General features: G+C 72.0%; 13 protein-coding genes, 1 tRNA gene and 1 pseudogene. 7 read left to right on the top strand and 8 right to left on the bottom strand.

Annotated elements, in window-relative coordinates; all coding sequences use genetic code 11:
• The first annotated feature begins 437 nt into the window (after positions 1 to 437).
• Positions 438 to 2,549, top strand: coding sequence for a penicillin-binding protein 1C (gene pbpC / locus FDP22_RS13425; RefSeq protein WP_430225879.1), 2,112 nt, complete (start codon positions 438 to 440; stop codon positions 2,547 to 2,549).
• Between the two features lie 745 nt (positions 2,550 to 3,294).
• On the opposite strand, the gene corA is transcribed toward pbpC, so the two are convergent.
• Entirely contained in the window at positions 3,295 to 4,428 is a 1,134-nt protein-coding gene (corA, locus tag FDP22_RS13420) for a magnesium/cobalt transporter CorA (RefSeq protein WP_138574379.1), read from the bottom strand.
• 415 nt (positions 4,429 to 4,843) lie between these two features.
• On the opposite strand from corA, the gene FDP22_RS13415 reads away from it, so the two are divergent.
• Complete coding sequence (locus tag FDP22_RS13415; protein ID WP_138574377.1) at positions 4,844 to 5,404, top strand: type 1 glutamine amidotransferase domain-containing protein; 561 nt, start codon at positions 4,844 to 4,846, stop codon at positions 5,402 to 5,404.
• Between the two features lie 528 nt (positions 5,405 to 5,932).
• Here FDP22_RS13415 and FDP22_RS13410 read toward each other — a convergent pair.
• Positions 5,933 to 7,726, bottom strand: coding sequence for a gamma-glutamyltransferase family protein (locus tag FDP22_RS13410; RefSeq protein WP_138574375.1), 1,794 nt, complete (start codon positions 7,724 to 7,726; stop codon positions 5,933 to 5,935).
• A gap of 1,111 nt (positions 7,727 to 8,837) precedes the next feature.
• Here FDP22_RS13410 and FDP22_RS13405 point away from each other — a divergent pair.
• A complete protein-coding gene (locus FDP22_RS13405; RefSeq protein ID WP_170317698.1) occupies positions 8,838 to 11,141 on the top strand; it encodes a glycosyltransferase in 2,304 nt (767 codons plus the stop codon).
• 223 nt (positions 11,142 to 11,364) lie between these two features.
• Here the strand turns inward: FDP22_RS13405 and FDP22_RS13400 are convergent, their stop codons facing one another.
• On the bottom strand, positions 11,365 to 12,270 hold the full coding sequence (locus tag FDP22_RS13400; protein ID WP_170317697.1) for a LysR family transcriptional regulator: 906 nt from the start codon (positions 12,268 to 12,270) through the stop codon (positions 11,365 to 11,367).
• Between the two features lie 99 nt (positions 12,271 to 12,369).
• Between FDP22_RS13400 and FDP22_RS13395 the strand changes: the two genes are divergently transcribed.
• A complete protein-coding gene (locus tag FDP22_RS13395) occupies positions 12,370 to 12,690 on the top strand; it encodes a nuclear transport factor 2 family protein (RefSeq protein WP_138574371.1) in 321 nt (106 codons plus the stop codon).
• Positions 12,690 to 13,469, top strand: a complete 780-nt coding sequence (locus FDP22_RS13390; protein ID WP_138574369.1) for an SDR family oxidoreductase — start codon at positions 12,690 to 12,692, stop codon at positions 13,467 to 13,469. Before FDP22_RS13395 ends, FDP22_RS13390 begins: the two co-directional genes overlap by 1 nt.
• 390 nt (positions 13,470 to 13,859) lie before the next feature.
• Here the strand turns inward: FDP22_RS13390 and FDP22_RS13385 are convergent.
• A tRNA-Arg gene (locus tag FDP22_RS13385) sits at positions 13,860 to 13,936 on the bottom strand.
• A gap of 148 nt (positions 13,937 to 14,084) precedes the next feature.
• Between FDP22_RS13385 and surE the strand changes: the two genes are divergently transcribed.
• On the top strand, positions 14,085 to 14,870 hold the full coding sequence (surE, locus tag FDP22_RS13380) for a 5'/3'-nucleotidase SurE (RefSeq protein WP_138574367.1): 786 nt from the start codon (positions 14,085 to 14,087) through the stop codon (positions 14,868 to 14,870).
• Between the two features lie 10 nt (positions 14,871 to 14,880).
• Positions 14,881 to 15,279 carry an ester cyclase gene (locus FDP22_RS13375; protein WP_138574365.1) on the top strand — a complete coding sequence of 133 codons (399 nt, stop codon included), beginning with the start codon at positions 14,881 to 14,883 and terminating at the stop codon, positions 15,277 to 15,279.
• Between the two features lie 181 nt (positions 15,280 to 15,460).
• Here FDP22_RS13375 and FDP22_RS13370 read toward each other — a convergent pair whose 3' ends face one another.
• The 4 genes and pseudogenes from FDP22_RS13370 to FDP22_RS25365 all read right to left on the bottom strand — a co-directional run.
• Complete coding sequence (locus FDP22_RS13370; protein ID WP_138574363.1) at positions 15,461 to 16,180, bottom strand: SDR family NAD(P)-dependent oxidoreductase; 720 nt, start codon at positions 16,178 to 16,180, stop codon at positions 15,461 to 15,463.
• A complete protein-coding gene (locus FDP22_RS13365; protein ID WP_138574361.1) occupies positions 16,177 to 16,962 on the bottom strand; it encodes a cyclase family protein in 786 nt (261 codons plus the stop codon). The genes FDP22_RS13370 and FDP22_RS13365 overlap by 4 nt, the downstream gene beginning before the upstream one ends.
• Positions 16,959 to 18,203, bottom strand: a complete 1,245-nt coding sequence (locus FDP22_RS13360; RefSeq protein WP_138574359.1) for an SDR family NAD(P)-dependent oxidoreductase — start codon at positions 18,201 to 18,203, stop codon at positions 16,959 to 16,961. The genes FDP22_RS13365 and FDP22_RS13360 overlap by 4 nt, the downstream gene beginning before the upstream one ends.
• 106 nt (positions 18,204 to 18,309) lie before the next feature.
• A pseudogene (locus FDP22_RS25365) lies at positions 18,310 to 18,702 on the bottom strand (thiolase C-terminal domain-containing protein); the annotation flags it as partial.
• Positions 18,703 to 18,828: the final 126 nt, after the last annotated feature.

Here is an 18,828-nt window from a genome sequence, read left to right as displayed (position 1 = left end):
CCCGCGCACCGGGTGCGGTCGGGCAAGGCGCCCGTGGCGCGCGCGTCGATCCGCAGTGCAAAGGCCGGTCGGGAACGCCCCGTTGCGCCCGTGTGCCAGATGCCACCCGGCGGTGCATCCCCACAACCGGCACGGCCCGGCGTCGTGACGGGGCCGCCCGTGTCCCGCTCCAGGGCAAACCGCACGCTCGCGAAGCTTGCGCGACGCATCGGCGCGCCCGTGCCTTTCGCACGGACCCTCGATGCGCCCGCGCGACGGGGGCCGGTCATCGCGGCACGGACAGACCTGCGGAACGCCGGCGCCGGGCCCGCGGGGCGCTCGGTGTCCGCCCGCAACGCGGGACCCGGCGTGGCGCCGGCGCACCGGGTCCTGGCCGGCCGCCCCGCTCCCGACCGGGCGCGGCCCGACGGGTGGGCCGCGTGAGCCGGCTGCGGGCCCTGGCGCGCCGGCTCTGCCTCGGGCTCGGGCTGGCGGGGCTGGGCTGGCTGGTGGGCGGTGCGACGCTGGACGCCTGGGTGGCGCGCACGGTGCTGCCGCCGCTGGCGCCGGCCATGTCGGAGACGGTGGTGGACCGGGAGGGCAGACTGCTGCGCGCCTATACGGTGGAGAACGGCACCTGGCGCCTGCCCGTCACGCCCCGGGCGGTCGACCCGGGCTATGTCGCGCAGCTGCTCGCCTGGGAGGACCGGCGCTTCGCCCGCCACCGCGGCGTGGACTGGCTGGCGCTGGTGCGCGCGTCCGGGCAGGCCCTGGCGCAGGGGCGCATCGTCTCGGGCGGTTCCACCCTCACCATGCAGGTGGCGCGGCTGCTGGAGCACGGGCCGAGCGGCAGCCTGCCGGCGAAGATCCGCCAGATCCGCTTGGCCCTCGCGCTGGAGCGACGGCTGGACAAGCAGGAGATCCTCGCGCTCTACCTCGCCCGGGCGCCCTTCGGCGGCAATGTCGAGGGGGTGCGCGCCGCGAGCCTGAGCTGGTTCGGGCATGAGCCGGCCCGGCTCTCGCCCGCGGAGGCGGCGCTGCTGGTCGCCCTGCCGCAAGCGCCCGAGAGCCGCCGGCCGGACCGGTTTCCCGAGGCCGCGCGGACAGCGCGCGACCGGGTGCTGGCCCGGGCCGCGGCGCGCGGGCTGATCGATGCGCGCAGTCTCGCGGCCGCCCGCGCCGCGCCGGTTCCCCGCGCCCGCATCGCCTTTCCGATGCATGCCCCCCACCTCGCCGACCGGCTGCGCAGCCGGGACGGCGCCCGCCATGCCACCACGCTCGACGGCGCCCTGCAGGCGCGGCTGGAAACCCTGGTCTCCGAGCGGGCCCGCGCGCTGGGGCCGGGGCTGTCCGCGGCGCTGATCGTGGCCGATCACGCGACCGGCGAGATCCTCGCGGAGATCGGTTCGGCCGATTATCTCGACACGCCCCGGCGCGGCTTCGTCGACATGACGCGGGCGCCGCGCTCGCCCGGTTCGCTGCTGAAACCGCTGATCTACGGGCTCGCCTTCGAGGCCGGAATCGCTCATCCCGAGACGCTGATCGACGATGCGCCCATGCGCTTCGGCAGCTACGAGCCGCAGAATTTCGACCGCCGGTTCCACGGCACGGTGAGCCTGCGCACCGCCTTGCAGATGTCGCTGAACATCCCGGCCGTGGCGCTGCTGGAGGCGGTGGGGCCGGCGCAGCTCATGGCACGGATGCGGCGCGCCGGGGCGCAGCCCGTGCTGCCGCATGGCTCCGGCCCGCCGGGCCTCGCGATCGGGCTCGGGGGCCTCGGCCTGTCACTGAGCGACCTGGTGACGCTCTACGCAGGCATCGCGCGCGGCGGCACGCCGGTGCGGCTCTCCGCGCAGCCGGGGGAGGCGGGCGCGGCGCCGGGGCCGAGGCTGCTCTCCGCCACGGCGGCCTGGCAGGTGGCGGACGTGCTCGCCGGGGTCGCGCCGCCCCCGGTGGCCGCGCCCCGGCGCATCGCCTACAAGACCGGCACCTCCTACGGCAGCCGTGACGCCTGGGCCATCGGCTTCGACGGCGCCCATGTGATCGGGGTGTGGATCGGCCGCGCCGACGCGGCGGCGGTGCCGGGGGCGCTCGGCGCGCACGAGGCCGCGCCGCTGCTGTTCGAGGCCTTCGGGCGCCTCGGCGCGCCCGCGGTCGCGCTGCCGCCGCCGCCGGGGCCGGTGCTCACACTGGCCACCGCCGAGCTGCCGCCGCCGCTGCGCCGGTTCCGCCCGCGCAACGCCGCGCTCGCGCCGGCGCCCGGCCCCGAGATCGCCTATCCGCCGGACGGCGCGCGCATCCTGCTGGCCCCGGGCCCCGACGCGGCCCTGCTCATCCGCGTGCGCGACGGGCGGCCGCCCTACACCTGGCTGGTCGATGGCCGGCCGCTGGACACCCGCCCCTTCGACCGCTCCGCGAGCTGGACGCCGCAGGGCCCCGGCTTCGTCTCCATCTCGGTGATCGACGCGGCCGGTGCCGCCACCCGCGCCCGGGTGCGGCTCGACATGCCGGTGACACAGGCGGACCCGGCCTGCGCCGGCGCGCTCCGCCCGGCCTCCTGCACACGCTGACACCGGCAGCGACGCGCCGGGCGCGGCAGGCGGGACCTGCCCTCCATCGGCACCCCCTTCGCCCGGGCCACGAGGATGCCCCTTCCCGGCGCGACCATGCTGCACCCGGCCCCCCGGAACGCATGTGGGCGACAGGTTCGGGGCCCTGCGGCGCATCAGCCACGCGGCCCGGGCCGCGGCGCCGGCCCGGGCGTGTGCGTCCCTCACGCTTGGTCCAGCGCGCGCCGGGGGTTCGGCATCGCCAGGATACGGGAGGGGGATCACGCAACGGCGCGCGCCGGGAGGGCGCACAGTGGCGCCGATCGCCGCGCCCTGGCGCGGTTACCGGAACCCGCATGGGGAAGAGCGGCTCTGGCTACCCGCCGGGCGAGAGCTGCCTGCGCGGCTCTGACAGCTCGTCCGGCATGATCCGCCTGCGTGGCACTGGCCTCTGGCGCTGTCCCTCGCCCGACATGGGCCGTCTGCTTGGCACAAGCCCTTGGCCCGGCGCTGGCCGCCCGCGTTGCACCAGCCGCCTGCCCGGCACCAGTCGCCTGCGTGGCACTGGTTGCCTGCGAGGCACTGGTTACCTGCGGTGGCGCGAGCCCTTGGCCCGGCATCAGTCGCCTGTGTCGCACAAGCCCCTCGTCCGTCCCCGGCTGGCCGCACTTCGCCGGCCTCACATCCGGCCCCGGCCGCCCGCACGTCGCCGGCCTGCGCCCGGCCGTCTGCACGGCAGCGGCCGCCCGCCCGGCGCGGGCCGGCTTCAGTGCGGCTTCGCGGTCTCCTCGCCATGGGGATGGGCGCGCGGCACGCGGGAGGCGTCGCGCAGCCAACCCTTGCGCAGGATGAAGAACAGGATGGCCCCGGCCACCAGCGCCATCACGCCAAGCGCCATCGGATAGCCGTAGGCCCAGTGCAGCTCGGGCATGTTCCAGGGCGAGCCCTGGAAGTTCATCCCCCAGAGCCCGGCAAGAAAACTCAACGGAATGAACACGGTGGAGACCACGGTGAGGATCTTGATGATCTCGTTCATCCGGGCGTTCTGCATCGAGAGATAGACCTCCAGCAGACTGGCGGCGGTCTCGCGGTAGCTTTCGTTCATGTCGATGATCTGGACCACGTGGTCATGCACGTCGCGCAGGAAGACGCGGGTTTCCTCGCGCATTTCCGGGATGTCGCCGCGCTGCAGGGAGTTCACCATGTCGCGGGTGGGCCACATGGCGCGGCGCACCACCATCAGGCGGCCGCGCATCTCGTGCAGGCGCAGCATCTGCGAGGGGTCCGGCCCGGCCAGGATCTCGTCCTCCAGGTCGGCGAGCAGGTCGCCCGCGCGCTCCAGCGCCGGGAAATGCCCGTCCACCACCGCGTCGATCAGCGCATAGGCGAGGTAATCGGCGCCCCGGCGGCGCATCTGCGCCTTCGGGTCGGCCAGCCGGCGGCGCACCTCGCCGAAGCAGTCGCCCTTGCGCTCCTGAAAGGTGAGAACGAAATCCGCGCCCAGGAACAGCGAGATCTGCTCGGTCTCGAAGGGCCTGTCCGGGCGGAACATCCGCAGCACGGCGTAGACATTGCCCTCGAAGCTCTCGACCTTCGCATGCTGGCCGGTGTTGACCACGTCCTCCAGGGCAAGCTGGTGCAGGCCGAATTCCGCGCCCACCGCGCCGATGAAGGCGATGTCGCGCAGCCCTGTCACGTCAAGCCACACGCGCCGGCCGGCGGCGCGCGCGGCGCGGATGGCCTCCAGCGTTCCGGGCACGGGCGCGCTGGCGGTGTCGTCGTCGAAGCTGATCAGGCTCGCGGCGCTGTCCTCGGCCTGGGGGTCGGCGGTGAGGATGCCCGGGCGTGCGCCGACGGGGGCGCGCTTCCTGCGACGGGTTCGGGAGCGCAGCGACGACATGGGCGGATCTCCGTTCGGGGGGCGCAACCTGGGGCGGCCGGCGGCCAGCGCGGCCCGGGCCCGCCTGCGGAAGCCGGGATGGTTCCCCACATATGTTCGCAGGCGGCGGCCTGTCAAACCCGCCGGAACCGCACCTCCGGGCCGGGGAGCGCGCCCGGCCGGCCGCGTGTCATCAGCCGGGAGCAAGGCGGTGTCGCGCGCGAACCGGATGTGCAGGACCTGCGGCGCCACACCGGCGATTTCCCCGTGCGCGCATGCCGGCCCGACGCGCGCGGCGCCAGCCAGCGGCCCTGCCCCGGCCGGCGCCGGCCAGCGGCCTCACGCATCGGTGAGGCTGTTTTTCGGAACCGTGCTCCCTCGGGCCCCGTTGACCCGGCATACGACACTGAAGAGACACAACGGAAAGGAGACCGGCATGACCGATATCCGCAACTCCCGCATTCTCATCATGGCGACGCATGGGTATGAGCGCAGCGAACTGCGCTATCCGCATCTCGAACTCAGCCGTCGCGGCGCCACGGTGGAAATCGCCGCGCCGGAGGCCGGAGACATCCGCAGCTGGGACGAGAAGGACTGGGGCGACAGTGCCTCCGCGGACCGCGAGATCGCCTCGGTCTCGGCCGATGACTATGACGCGCTGGTTCTGCCCGGCGGCCAGATCAACCCCGATGTCCTGCGCCTCGACGAGGCCGCGGTGGCGCTGGTGCGGGCGTTCGTCGCCCAGGGCAAGGTGGTTGCCGCCGTCTGCCACGGCCCCTGGCTGCTGGTGGAAGCCGATGCGCTGCGCGGGCGGGAGGCGACCTCCTACTGGTCGATCCGCACGGACCTGCGCAATGCCGGTGCCCGTTGGGTGGACAAGGCCGTGGTGGCCGACCAGGGCATCGTCACCTCGCGGTGCCCGGATGACCTGCCGGCCTTCGTCGACAAGATCGAGGAAGAGCTGCGCGAGGGCCTCCACCACCGGCGCGCGGCCTGATCGCGCCCGGCGCGCGGAAGCACCGCCCGGGCCGGAGCCGCGCTGCTCCGGCCTGTGGAGCGCATCCGGATCCTGACATCTCCTGCGGGGGCCGTGCGCGGCCCCCGCAGCATTTCCGCCTGTCACAGTCATACGACCCCGTTTGCATCTGACCCCGCGGCCCTCGGGCGCGCACGCGACATGCGCCTTCACCCGTCCGGACCCAGTGAATACAGCCGCGCCCCCGCCCTGTCCGAACTTGTGCCGCGACACCGCACCTCCGATGGTCGACACCCCGGCCGGCAATCACGCGTGAAGGAGGGACAACCCGGCGTCCGGCAATGGGCCGCTCCGATCAGGGCCCGCATGGCGCAGCCCTCCGGGCCAGCCTGGCGGTGACACGCATCCGGCACCGCCCGCTGTGAAGGGCGGTCGTGCCTGCCCGCGGGGGTCCTCCCGCGCTGCCCGGCAGACACCGGACAAGGCGGAGCGGATGGCCGCACCGCCCCTGTCATCGGATATGTGGTCGCGCGAAACCCGCCCCGGTGCTCAGCGGCCGATGGCGTAGGCCTGCTGCAGCCGCGGCGTGGCGGCGGCCTGCACCTGGCCATCGGGCGTGCGCATCACCGCCGTTAGCCGGCCCAGCGACCAGTCCGGCGCCACGGTCACCCTGTGGCCACGGCGGCGCAGGCCGGCGATGGTCTCCTCTCCCAGCGCCTGCTCCACGAAGAGCGCGCCCGGCGTGGCCCGGCGCGGCGAGAAGGACGACTGGAAATGCGCGCTGTGGAACAGCGGCGCGTCCATCCCCTGCTGCAGGTCGAACCCGTGATGGACCATGCGCAGGAACCAGATGAGCTGCCACTGGTCCTGCTGGTCGCCCCCCGGAGTGCCGAAGGCAAGGCGCGTGCCGTTCTTCTCCGCCAGCGTGGGGGTGAGGGTGGTGCGCGGGCGTCGTCCGGGGCCGAGCGAGCTGGGCAGGCCCTCGTCCAGCCAGAACATCTGCGCGCGGCTGTTGAGCGGGAAACCGAGGCCGGGGATGACGGGGGAGCTCTGCAGCCAGCCCCCCGAGGGCGTGGCCGAGACGATGTTCCCCCAGCGGTCGGCCACGTCGAGGTGCACCGTGTCGCCGGGCGCCGCGCTCAGATGCGCCATCGTGGGTTCGCCGGAGCTGGCGTCCGTCCGAACCGCGGAGCCCTGCGCCGCCCGGGCCACCGCCGCGCGCGCCAGGTGCTCGTAGCCGCGCACATGCCCCGGGCGCTGCTCCAGGGAGGCTTCGGGGCCGATCAGTGCCCGGCGGGTGGCCGCATACTCCTCCGAGAGCAGGGTGCGCATGGGGATGTCATACCAGGCCGGGTCGCCGTAATAGGCCTCGCGGTCCGCCCAGGCGAGCTTGATCGCCTCGGTCACCGTGTGCACGAAGCGCACGCCCATCGGGTCCATGCCAGCGATGTCGACACCGCGCAGGATGGCGAGGGCCTGCAGCAGCACCGGGCCCTGCCCCCAGGGGCCGGTCTTGTGCAGGGTCCAGCCGGCATAGTCGAGGTGCACGGTCGGCTCGTAATGCGCGCGCCAGCCGGCCATGTCCGCGCGGTCCAGCACGCCGCCATGCGCGCTGCCGCTCGCATCCTCCACCCGGGCGGTGGAGAGGTACTGCGCGATGGCTTCGGCCACGAACCCGTTGCGGAAGATGGAGCGGGCGGCATCGATCTGGGCCTCCCGGCTGTCGCCGGCGGCTTCCGCCTCGGTGAGCAGGCGCGTCCATGTCGCCGCCAGGTCCGGGTTCGCGAACAGCGCACCGGCCCGGGGAACCACGCCGCCCGGGGTCCAGACCGCCGCGGAACTGGGCCATTTTGCGGCGAAGAACGGGGCGAGCCCGGCGATGGCCTCCGCCGCGCGCGCCAGCAGCGGATGGCCGTCGCGCGCATAGCCGAGCGCCGGGCCGAGCGCCTCGCGCAGGCTCAGCGTGCCATGGTCGCGCAACATCAGCATCCAGCCGTCGAAGGCGCCGGGGATCACCGTGGAGAGCAGGCCGGAGCCGGGGATCTCCTCCAGCCCCTCGGCCCGGTAGCGCGCCACGGTGGCGGCGCGCGGCGCGGTGCCCTGTGCGCAGAGCACCTCCGTGCGGCCCTCGCGCACCGCGTGGAAGATCACCGGCAGGTCTCCGGCCGGGCCGTTGAGATGCGGCTCGACCACCTGCAACACCAGCCCCGCGGCCACGGCGGCATCGAAAGCGTTGCCACCGCGCTCAAGCACCCCGAAACCAACGGCGGAGGCGATCCAGTGCGTGGTCGCGACAGCTCCGAATGTTCCGCGGATCTCTGGCCGGGTGGTGAAATGATCCATGCAGCGCTCCGACCGGGTTTCTCGCAGTTTGCAAAGTATCTCGCAGTTTGCAAAGGACCAATACAGGGAAGTGGCACGTCTTGCATCCGTCAAAACGTCCCGCCTTGCTGAGCGGGCAGCCGGTGCTTCCGCCACCCTCCGCGATTCCGACATGATCGCTCCGGCACCGGAGACCCCGGCGCCCTCCCCTTGCGCGCGGCCCGATGCCCCGTCGGAACCCACAGCTCCCGCCAGGCGGCGACGCCCCGGCACGAGCCTCTACCGAACGCATTCACCACGGCCTGACGCTGTTCCGCGCCCGCCGGGCCGGCGCAGACCGATTAAATTCAGGGCAGATCGCAGCCGAAGCGGGCGGTGCTCCGCCTCATCGGCCGCAGTCCGGTGCTACAAGTTTCGAACTCTTGCGTACAACAAGCTTGCAGGAGCCGATCTCCTCCCGCCTCCCCAGCAGGTCCGGTCCGCAGGCCGGGTCGTTCACGTGCCGGCCCGGGCTCGTCCCGGCTGGCGCGCCGGGAGCGGCCCGTCCGTCCACGTAAACGCCTCCGGCAGCGCCGAAATGCCCTCAGACTGCGCGCTCAGCGGCGCACCTCGGGGCAAGATGCGGCAATACCGTCACTCCCCGTCCGCCGTCGGAGTGCCGAGAGTTCCGACGACACCAGAAACGATACAGTTAGGAACCCACATTTACAGAATGTGCGCTTCCCGTCACGCCGTATACGACCTGACTAAGGTCAAGATATTCATGGGAAATCGGAGGACCCCGATTTTCAATAAGTATTATTTTAATTGATATTTAACCCTTTCGGAAAGATACTTCCCGTGATGACGCCAGGCGCCGCAGGGGCGGGTGTCGTCGCACTGAAGTGACCGCAGTGGAATTTCCGGTCTGATCGAGATGATGACTGCATGATTTTTTTTGGGGGGGCGCAGGTCATCAACGCGCCGGAGAGATTTCTCCGGAACAATCACCACAGAGCTTCGACACCAGGCCGTGCTGCTCGCACGGACCGGAGCCGTGAACTCCGTCCGCGCGCGGCGATACCGGCGCGACAGAACGGGCGCGCCTGCAGCCGCATCCGCCATGCCATGCTTTGCCCAACGGGAGAAAGAGATGCCGAAACACGTCCATGCCGAGCCGGTCCACGATGCGCTGCTGAAGCGGGCGGCCCAATGCGCGTCGCTGGAGGGGCCGGAGGCGGCGACACGTGTGCTGCTGGATCCGTTCCCGGAAAGCGCGCCGCCGGAAAAGCTGTTCCGCGCGGCAGTGCGCACCTGTCTGAACGCCCGGAAGGCGGCGGCGGCGCTGCCCCTGTTCGAGCGCCTCGCCTCCAACCCGGGCTTGCGCCGGCGCATGGCAGCACTCGAGATCGAGGCCCTGGTGAAGGCGGAGGACATGGCCGGCGCGGAGGCGTTTCTCGCCCGGGCGCGACTGTGGACACCGCCGGTTGCGGCTGTCGAGCAGTGGGGCATCGCGCTCGCCTGCGCGCAGGAGGAGCCCGACGCCGCCATCGTCCTGCTCTATCGGCACCTGGACAGGTTCGGCGACGACGTGGCGGCACTGCTGCCGGTGCTGCAACAGGTCCGGCACAAGGAGCCGCTCACCGACGCGCTGATCCTGCGCTACGGCGACAGTCTCACCGATCCGCGGGTGATGATCGCCTTCGCCTGGGGCATGTGGAACGGCGGGCGTCCGTCGGAAGCCCTCTACTGGGTGGAGCGGGTGCTGGCGGCGGGGGTCGCCCGGCCGCCGCTCTACATGCTCGCCGCGCGGGCCGCCATGGCCTCGGGCGATGCGGCGAAGGCGCGGCGCATGCTCTCGGTGGGCCTGATGTCGATCCTGCCGGAAGACCTTGTCGGGAACAGCCTGCTGGCCTTGCAGGAGATCCTCCTCTCCGAGGACAACCTGCTGGAATTCCAGCGCGAATTGCTCGCCAGCGGCGAATTCAGCTTCTCGCGTGAACTGCGCAGCGCGCTTCAGCTCACCGGGGGTGAGATGGAGGGCATCATCGAAAGGTATCTCAGGGACAGCGCCGCGCCCGGTTTCGAGTTCAACGCGCGGGAGTTCATCTTCTTCTGCGGCGCCTGCATCGAGACGAGCCGCTATGACCTGGTGCGGGCCGAGCTCGTCAGGATCCCGCCGGAGGCCGAGCTTGACACCCACCACCTCATCCGCATCCTGCGCATGCCCACGGTGGAGGAGACACCGGCCACCCGCGCCTTCGTCATCAACCGCCTGCGCGCGCTGCGCATGGTCGACGAGGACACGCCGAGCAGCCTGATCCTCGGCCTCAGCCTGGCCGACAGCTCCGCTGACCGGGCCACCTTCGCGCAGCGCTGCGCCGCCTTCCTGGACCAGGGCTACCCCGCGCATGAGTTGCGGCTGTTCCTGGCCGAGCACGGCGCCAGCATCGCCGCAAGCGTGCCCGATCCGGCCGTGGCCGAGCGCCTGCGCGTGCATTCCGCAACCGCGATGGACGTGCTCTCCGACCCCACGAGCCTGAGTTTCGTCAACAGCGAACGCCACCTGTGCGAGATCATGCACCAGCGGATGATTGAAGCCGGAGGCGACACGCCGAAGGTGAGCATCCTCGCCCCCGTGCACCGGGCGGCGGACCTGCCCAACCTGCGCGACTGCATCGCGCGGCAGACCTGGCCGGACCTGGAGGCGGTGGTGGTGGCCAATGGCCCGCTGTGCGGAGATCCGGCGGTGGAGGCGGCGATGAGCGGCCTCGCCACGGTGAAGGTGCTCCATCATCACGGCAGGCGTGTCGGCGAGTTTCTCAACACCGCCGCTGACGCCGCCGAGGGCGCCTACATGGTGCGTTTCGATGCCGATGACATCTACTACGACAATTACGTCACCACCGCGATCCGCACCATGCAGTCAAGCAACGCCGACATGGCGGGAAAATCCGCGGTGTTCTTCTATTCGGAGACGTTCAACCGGATCTTCCTCGCCCGTCATGCCCGGTACTTCGCGGATGCGCGGCAGCTGGGATATTACGGAACCGGGTCCACGCAATGCTTCCGCCGCGAAGTGTTCGAGAAAATCCGCTTCATCGAGCATATCGACCGCGGCGAGGATTACCTGTTCTACACCAACGCGATCCAGACCGGCTGGAAGGTGTTCAACCTCGATCCGTTCAACCACCTGATCATCCGGCGCACGGACCGCAGTGCCCACACCTGGCACGCGGGCGACAGGGCGCTGTTTCCCGGCGCGCTGCACTGCCTCGGCGGGCCGCAGAATATCAACCGCCTCGCGACGCTGAGCGTTCCCACCCCGCCGATCCGCCTTGCGCATATCTGCGGCCTGTCGCCCGAAACCCTGCGCCCGGCCAACCTCACCTCCCCGGCCCACAGCCCGCCGGCCGAAGTGCCCCTGCCGCGGCAGACCGGTCGGCCGTCGGCCTGAGAAGGGGCGGCGGGCGTGGTTTCCTCCGGCCTCGCGCGGGGCCGGCGTCACCGTGCAGCATGACGCGGCCCGCCAGCCAGCGAGCGGCGGCATGCCCAGGCCCGATGCCCGGCGCGGGCCGGAGCACGCCCTGATGGCGACGGATGATGGGCAGGCGCGGCCGCCGGAGCGGCGCGCCCGGTCGTTCCTGCCGGCCGGCGCGCCGGAGACGGCCCCCGCCGGCTCAGCCGTGCACGCGCCGCCGGTGCGCCGCCTCGCGCACCATCGCGAGGAAGGCCGCGAAGCCGGCTGAGGGGTTGCGCCGCCCGGGGTAGTAGAGGCTGAACCCGGGGCGTGGCGGGGTCCAGTCCGCCAGCAGGCGGACCAGGCGGCCGGCGTCGATGTCTCCGCTGACATCCTGCTCGATGAAGAAGCCGATGCCGGCGCCCTCCAGCACCGCGGCGCGGGCGATGGCGGCTTCGTCCAGCGTCAGCCGGCCCTTCGCGTCGAGATGCACCACAGCGCCGTCCCGCTCGAAGTACCAGGGGAAGAGCGCGCCGTTCGGCAGGCGCACGCGCAGGCAGTCCGCGGGCCGCAGGTCTCCCGGGGTCGCCGGCACGGGGCGGGTGGAGAGCCACTCCGGGGAGGCGACCACGGCGTAGCGCTGCGGCCGGCCCAGCGGCAGGGCGATCATGTCGCGCGGCACCAGGTCCGCGGGGCGGATGCCCAGGTCGAAGCCTTCGGCGACGATGTCGACCAGCCGCCCCTCCGTCACCAGGTCCACCTGCATCTCCGGGTAGCGGCGCAGGAAGGCCAGCACCACCGGCGCGATCTCCCGCCCGCCCTGCACGGAGGCGTTGACGCGCAGCAGGCCCGACGGCGTCACGCGCTGCGAGCGCGCGGCCGCCATGGCCGCGCGGATCTCCGCCAGGGCCGGAGACACCCGCTCCACGAAGTCGCGCCCGGCATCGCTGAGCGACACGCTGCGGGTGGTCCGGTTGAACAGCCGCACCCCGAGGCCGGCCTCCAGCCGGGCGATGGCATGCGAAAGCGCCGTCGTCGACATGCCGAGGTCCAGCGCCGCCGCGCGGAAACTGCCCCGGCGCGCGATGGCCAGCACGGCCTCCAGCCCCTTCAGCCCGGTGTCCATGATTATCCCGTTTTTGTCATCTTCAGATGCCATTTTATCCCGATTATCGCTTCGCCGGGCAAGCGGTATGGTCCGGGCAGCATGAAGAGGAGCGACCCGATGACCCTTCCCCCACCCATCCACACCTATTTCACCGCCCGGGCGCCCCGGGACGGCGCGGCGCTGGCTGCCGCCTTCGCGCCGGATGCCACCGTCCATGACGAGGGCGAAATCCGCCGCGGCCCCGAGGAGATACGCGACTGGTGGCAGGCCTCCCACGCCCGGTACCGCCACACGGCCGAGCCGCTGGAGATCGCCGAGGCGGACGGCAGGACCGTTGTCCGCGCCCGGGTGAGCGGCGACTTCCCCGGCAGCCCCGCGGTGCTCACCTTCAGCTTCCGGCTGGCGGGCGACCGCATCACCGGGCTGGAGATCCGCTGATGTCCGGTTTCCTGACACTGGAGGGCAAGCGCGCCCTCATCACCGCCGGCACGCAGGGCACGGGCGCGGCCACGGTGGCGCTGTTCCGCGCGCTCGGCGCCGAGGTGCTGACCTGCGCCCGCAACCGCCCCGACGACCTTCCCGACGACATGTTCGTCTCCGCCGATCTCACCCGCGCGCAAGGATGCGAAGCCGTGGCCGCAGCGGTGCACGAGCGGATGGGCGGCGTGGACGTGATCGTCCACCTTCTGGGCGGTTCCTCCGCGCCCGGTGGCGGCTTCGCGGCGCTCGGCGAGGCGGAGTGGCAGGCGGAGCTGAACCTCAACCTGCTGCCCGCCGTGCGGCTGGACCGCGCGCTGGTGCCCGGGATGCTCCGGCAGGGCGCGGGCGTGGTGATCCATGTCACCTCGATCCAGCGCCTGATGCCCCTGCCCGAGGCGACCACCGGCTATGCCGCCGCCAAGGCCGCGCTTTCGGTCTACAGCAAGAGCCTGTCCCGCGAGGTCTCGCCCGGAGGCGTGAGGGTGGTGCGCGTGGCTCCGGGCTGGATCGGCACCGATGCCTCCGTGCGGCTGGCCGAGCGTCTGGCGCGCGACGCGGGCACCGATCTCGAGGGCGGCAAGCGGATCATCATGGACGCGCTGGGAGGCATCCCCCTCGGCCGTCCGTCGACACCGGAGGAGGTCGCCAACCTGATCGCCTTCCTCGCGTCGGACCGCGCGGCCAGCATCACCGGCACCGAATACGTGATCGACGGGGGAACCGTGCCGACCGCGTGAGCCACAGCCGGCAGCCGCGCACGGGGGCCCTTCACGGAGGCAGCCCCCGGGGCGTGGCCCGGCCCCACCGCCCGCGCAGTCGTGCGAATGAACTGGTGGCCAGGGAGGAACACCCCGCCGCCGTCTGCAAACCCGCCTGGCTCGTGGCTGCCGGACAGCGCCCTGATCTTCAGATCCCTGAGGGGTCCGGAGGTGTCGAAATCCTCCGAATCCCGAATGAGGTACTCTGGCCCGAGACTGTGGGAGATATTCCTGCCAGCAAATCCCCCACATGCTGTGAGATGTACGGCGACCCTGTGCCCGCTGACACCGGGCAAGACACAAGATCCGGCCATGTTTCTGATACGCAAGGCTTATCGAGGCCGGTCGAGACGTGCTGAAGGTCTGATGTGGTGGCCCCGGCAGGGCTCGAACCTGCAACCTCGGACTTAGAAGGTCCTTGCTCTATCCAGTTGAGCTACGGGGCCGGAAGCGCTGCGCGCCGGGCGCGGCTGGGGCATCGAAGGCTGCTTACAGGACCGGTCCGGCTTTGCAAAGTGCCTGTTTGCCCCTCGCGGACTGGACGCGCTCCGCCCCGCCCCCTAAGACGGCAAGGCAGCCCAGAAGGAGCAGGACATGCGCATTCTCATCACCAATGACGACGGAATCTCGGCCCCCGGGCTGGAGGCGGCGGAAGCCATCGCGCATGAGCTGGCCGGGCCCGACGGGGAGGTCTGGGTCGTCGCCCCGGCCTTCGAGCAATCCGGCGTCGGGCATTGCGTGTCCTACATCCGCCCCATGCGGCTGGAGCCGCTCGGGCCGCGCCGCCATGCCGTGGAGGGGTCGCCGGCGGATTGCGTGATGGCCGGGCTCTACGAGGTGATGGCCGATTGCCAGCCGGACCTCGTGCTTTCCGGCGTGAACAGGGGCCACAACGTGGCCGAGGACACGCTCTATTCCGGCACCATCGGCGGAGCGATGGAGGCCGCGCTGCAGGGGCGCCGCGCCATTGCGATGTCGCAGTATTTCGGGCCGGAGAACCGCCACCTGGAGGACCCGTTCGCGGCCGCGCGCGCGCATGGCGCCCGGGTGATCCGCCAGATCCTCGCCGCGGACATCTGGGAGGAAACCCGCTACGGCGTGTTCTACAACATCAATTTCCCGCCCTGCCCGGCCGGGGATGTCCGGGGCGTGAAGGCCACCCGCCAGGGCCACCGCGCCTCCGCCACCTTCGGGGTGGAGCGGCAGGTGGCGCCGAACGGGCGCACCTACCTGTGGCTCACCCACGGCCATGACAACGCGAGCTCCGCGCCCGGCACCGACGCGCGCGAGGCTCTCGAGGGCCACATCACCGTCACGCCCCTGCGCGCCGATCTCACCGCACATGACCTGGTGGACCGGCTGTCGCCGGCGCTGAGCTGAGGCGGCCGGCATGGACCCGGCGGCCCTCACCGCGCTCTACCACGGCTACATCGCCTGCCTGAATGCGCGGGACTGGGCGCGGCTGGGGGAGTACGTCGGCGACTCGGTGCGCCATAACGGCCGGCCGCTGGGCCTCGCCGGCTATCGGGCCATGCTGGAGGGAGATGTCGCGACGATCCCGGACCTGCGCTTCGAGGTCCGCCTGCTGGCGGCCGATCCGCCTGTCGTGGCGGCCCGGCTCTGGTTCGACTGCCACCCGAAGGCGGGGTTCCTCGGCCTGCCCGTGAACGGCCGGCGGGTGTGCTTCGCGGAAAACGTGTTCTACACCGTCACGCAGGAGCGGGTGTCCGAGGTGTGGTCCCTGATCGACCGCGAGGCCGTTGTGGACCAGCTGCGCGGCGACGCCTGAGCCCTCCGCCCCCGCGCGACGACGGTCATGCGCCCCTCGGGGCACGAGATCCACGCCCCCGGGGTTTACATGCGGCGTTCGGGCGTTCCGCCGGGAGGGCTGAGGGGGGAAGCGCCCCGAGGGAGGGGGAGCCGGCCGAGGCCCCGCCGCGGCGCGATGGCCGGGCGCGCCGCCCCCTGCGTCAGAGCGACAGGCCGCCGAGGCTGCCCCCGCCGCAGACGAACAGCACCTGTCCGGTGACGAAGCCTGCCGCCGGGTCCGCGAAGAACTGCACGGCGCGGGTCACGTCTTCCGAGGTGCCCAGCCGGCGCACGGGGAGTTGCTCGCCGATGCGCTTCTCGCGCTCGGAACCCTTGTCCACGATGCCCCAGAAATTGTCGGTGAGGATCGGGCCGGGCGCCACGGTGTTCACGGTGATGCCGTCGGGCCCGAGCTCCAGCGCCCAGGTGCGCATCATGCCGTGCACGCCGGCCTTGGTGGCCGAGTAGGCGCTGCGCGTGGGCACGCCCATCGCGGCGCGCGAGGTGACGAAGACGATGCGGCCGAACTTCGCCGCCCGCATCTCCGGCAGCACCGCCTGGGTGAGCACCAGAGGGGCTGCGAGGTGGAGCTGGGTGAGGGCGGCGAGCTCTTCCGGCTTCGCGTCCTCCACCAGATTGGGATAGATCAGCCCGGCGTTGTGGACCACATGGCTCACGCCCCGGCCCTTCAGCCCCTCGGCCACTTCGGCGACCGCGGCGGGGTCCAGCAGGTCGACGGAGATCTGGTCGAACTCCGGGTGCTCCCAGCCGGCGCGGCGGCGGGCCAGGCCGATCACCTTCCAGCCCTTGTCGAGCATCTCGCGCGCCAGAACCTCGCCGATGCCCGAGCTGGTGCCGGTGATGAGAACGGTATGGGTCATGACCCCTCCTTGGGAACAAGTGCCAGCACGCGCAGCGGGCTGCCGGAGCCCCCCGCGATCTTCAGCGGCGGGGCGATGAGCATCGCGCCCTTCGGCGGCAGGCGATCGAGCCCGGCGAGGCATTGCAGGCCCAGCTTGCCCGCGCCGTGCAGCAGCGAATGCGCCGGGTACGGCGGCGAGAGATGCGCGCCCTGGCCTGCGTCGGTGCCCACGGTCTCGGTGCCGAAGCCGATGATGCCGCGCGCGAGCAGCGCCTCGATGGCCGAGGCGTCCGGGCCCGGCGAATGCGCGCCGTCGGCCTCCAGCCCCACATAGGCGGGGCTGCCGGCCTTCTTCGCCCAGTCGGTGCGCATCAGCACCCAGGCGCCGGGCGGGATCGCGCCGTGCTCCGCCTCCCAGGCCGCCACGTGATCGGCGGTCATGATGAAGTCCCGGTCCTCGGTGGAGGGGCCGGACATGTCGAGCACGCAGACCGGGGCCACCAGCCGCTCCGGGCCCACGGCGTCCACCGTGCCGCCGGGCTGGTTGCGCCCGGTCACCCAATGGGCGGGGGCGTCGAAATGCGTGCCGGTGTGCTCGGACATGGAGATGTTGTTCCAGTACCAGGCCGGGCCGCGGGCGTCGTAGCGGCTCACCTCCTCGATGCGGAAGGGCGCGCATTGCCCGAACTCGGGCGGCAGCACGATCACCGGGAAATCCGGGGTGAGCGCATGGGTGAGGTCCACCACCTCCACCGCGCCGCTGGCGAGCGCGAGGGCAAGGTCTCCGAGAACGCCGGTCATCGCTGCAACTCCCTCTCGAGCACCTTCGGGTCGGCGCGGAACCGGGCGAAGACGTCCTGCGCCACGTCGCCCACGAAACTCTCCTCGATGCCCTCGCACAGCGCCGCCACCACCGCGGCGGCCACGGCGCGGGGCGCGAGCTTCGGCGGTGGCACCGCCTGGTGCCAGTCATCGTCCATCGGCCCGGCGAAGACGCTCATCACCCGGATGCCGCCCTCGCGCATCTCCGCGCGCAGCCCCTGCAGCACCGAGAGCCGGGCCGCGGCGGAGGCCGAGTGCATGCCGTAGACATTCCAGTTCGACAGCGCCTGCACCGGGGTGACATCCATGAGGGCGACCGCGTTGTTCAGCCCGTCGTTCGCCCGGCCCAGCAGTGCCGGCCCGAACACCTGCGCGAGGCGCTGGAGGCCGAAGACATTGGTCTCGAACGCCTCCTGCGCCAGGGCCACGCTCTGGCCCATCACGCTGCCGGGGCGCACGTGATCGGCCGTGTTCACCACGATGTCGGTCTTGCCCCCGATGGCGCCGGCGAGATCGACGACCGAGCGCGTGTCCGTGAGGTCCAGCGGCACGATGTCGATGCCCGCCTCTGCCTCCAGCCGGTCACGCCCGGGCAGCGGCTTCCAGCCCTCGGCCACGCCGAGGAACACCTTCGCGGCCCCGGCCTTCAGCAGGGCGCGGGCCAGCTCCTGGCCCAGGGCGCTGCGCCCGTCGGTGACCAGAACCCGGCGGTGGCGCGGATGGGCGGTGAGGGTGCGCAGGGCGGGGTCCTCGTCCATGAGCGGGGTCTCCTGTTCCGGCAGGGCCATCATCAGCGGCGTGCCGGCAAGGTCGAGCCGGGCGATCATCCGCACCCGCGCGCCGGTGGCCACGTCCCGGTGCAGGTTCGCGGTCACCACCGGGCCGCAGTCGAGCTTCACAGTGCCCACGCGCCAGGGCCCGCGATCACGGTAGAACAGCTCATGCGTCACGCGGACGGTGGTCTGCGCGATCACCTCGCCGCCCACGGGCGCCGGGGTGAAGGGGATGTCGGCCGAGAGGCAGTGCGGGCAGGCGTCGCGCGGCGGCCAGAGGCGGGCCGCGCACTCCGTGCACTCCTGCAGGGCGAAGGTGCCGCGCGCGGCATGGGCGGCGAAGCACAGCCCGGCGCGACTGGGCATGCCCGGCGGGCGATGCGCCAGCCGGGTGACGGCCGTCGGGTCCTTGCGCGGCGGCGGGGCCAGGGGGGTGCGCTCGGTCATGCGGCCTCCAGAACGGCGGCGGCGGTGCACACCCGCGGTCGTAATTCACCATGCCGAAGCCGGAGACGAGGGCGCGCCGCGCGCCCGGCACCGGGGCTGCGAGATTCTGCCCCGTCACCTGGCGCAGTGCCTCCACGAAGCCGATGAAGCCCCCCGCCGCCCCCGCCTGCCCGGCCGAGAGCTGGCCGCCGCAGGTGTTGTGCGGCAGCGTGCCTGCGTTGGTGAGGTCATGGCCGCGCAGGAATTCCGGCGCCTCGCCCTTGGCGCAGAGGCCGAGGTCCTCGACCTGCATCATCACGATCACCGGGTAGTCGTCATAGGTCTGGACGAGATCCACCTGGTCCGGCCGGCAGCCGGCGGCAGACCAGAGATCGGCCACGTCCCGCTCCCAGCCGCCGCGCAGTTGCAGCGGGTCCTCCGGGAAGGCATTGTGGCGCTCGATGGCGCCCGAGAGCCGGGCATAGGCGAGGCCACGCTCCTTCGCCGTCTCCTCGCGCATCACCAGGAAGGCCTCGGCGCCGGCCACCGGCATCACGCAGTCGAACAGGTGCACCGGGTCGGCGATGGGCCGGGCGGCCATGTACTGCTCCAGCGTGAGCGGCTTCTTCATGATGGCCTGCGGATA

The organism is Paroceanicella profunda, from assembly GCF_005887635.2.
GTDB classification, from domain to species: Bacteria; Pseudomonadota; Alphaproteobacteria; order Rhodobacterales; family Rhodobacteraceae; genus Paroceanicella; species Paroceanicella profunda.
This window is presented reverse-complemented; position numbering and strand designations above follow the sequence as displayed.

What these genes read in the sequence shown, in the direction of transcription:
- corA (WP_138574379.1), bottom strand. Translation starts at nt 4,428, where the DNA reads ATGTCGTCGCTGCGCTCCCGAACCCGTCGCAGGAAGCGCGCCCCCGTC.
- FDP22_RS13415 (WP_138574377.1), top strand. Translation starts at nt 4,844, where the DNA reads ATGACCGATATCCGCAACTCCCGCATTCTCATCATGGCGACGCATGGG.
- FDP22_RS13410 (WP_138574375.1), bottom strand. Translation starts at nt 7,726, where the DNA reads ATGGATCATTTCACCACCCGGCCAGAGATCCGCGGAACATTCGGAGCT.
- FDP22_RS13405 (WP_170317698.1), top strand. Translation starts at nt 8,838, where the DNA reads ATGCCGAAACACGTCCATGCCGAGCCGGTCCACGATGCGCTGCTGAAG.
- FDP22_RS13400 (WP_170317697.1), bottom strand. Translation starts at nt 12,270, where the DNA reads ATGGACACCGGGCTGAAGGGGCTGGAGGCCGTGCTGGCCATCGCGCGC.
- FDP22_RS13395 (WP_138574371.1), top strand. Translation starts at nt 12,370, where the DNA reads ATGACCCTTCCCCCACCCATCCACACCTATTTCACCGCCCGGGCGCCC.
- FDP22_RS13390 (WP_138574369.1), top strand. Translation starts at nt 12,690, where the DNA reads ATGTCCGGTTTCCTGACACTGGAGGGCAAGCGCGCCCTCATCACCGCC.
- surE (WP_138574367.1), top strand. Translation starts at nt 14,085, where the DNA reads ATGCGCATTCTCATCACCAATGACGACGGAATCTCGGCCCCCGGGCTG.
- FDP22_RS13375 (WP_138574365.1), top strand. Translation starts at nt 14,881, where the DNA reads ATGGACCCGGCGGCCCTCACCGCGCTCTACCACGGCTACATCGCCTGC.
- FDP22_RS13370 (WP_138574363.1), bottom strand. Translation starts at nt 16,180, where the DNA reads ATGACCCATACCGTTCTCATCACCGGCACCAGCTCGGGCATCGGCGAG.
- FDP22_RS13365 (WP_138574361.1), bottom strand. Translation starts at nt 16,962, where the DNA reads ATGACCGGCGTTCTCGGAGACCTTGCCCTCGCGCTCGCCAGCGGCGCG.
- FDP22_RS13360 (WP_138574359.1), bottom strand. Translation starts at nt 18,203, where the DNA reads ATGACCGAGCGCACCCCCCTGGCCCCGCCGCCGCGCAAGGACCCGACG.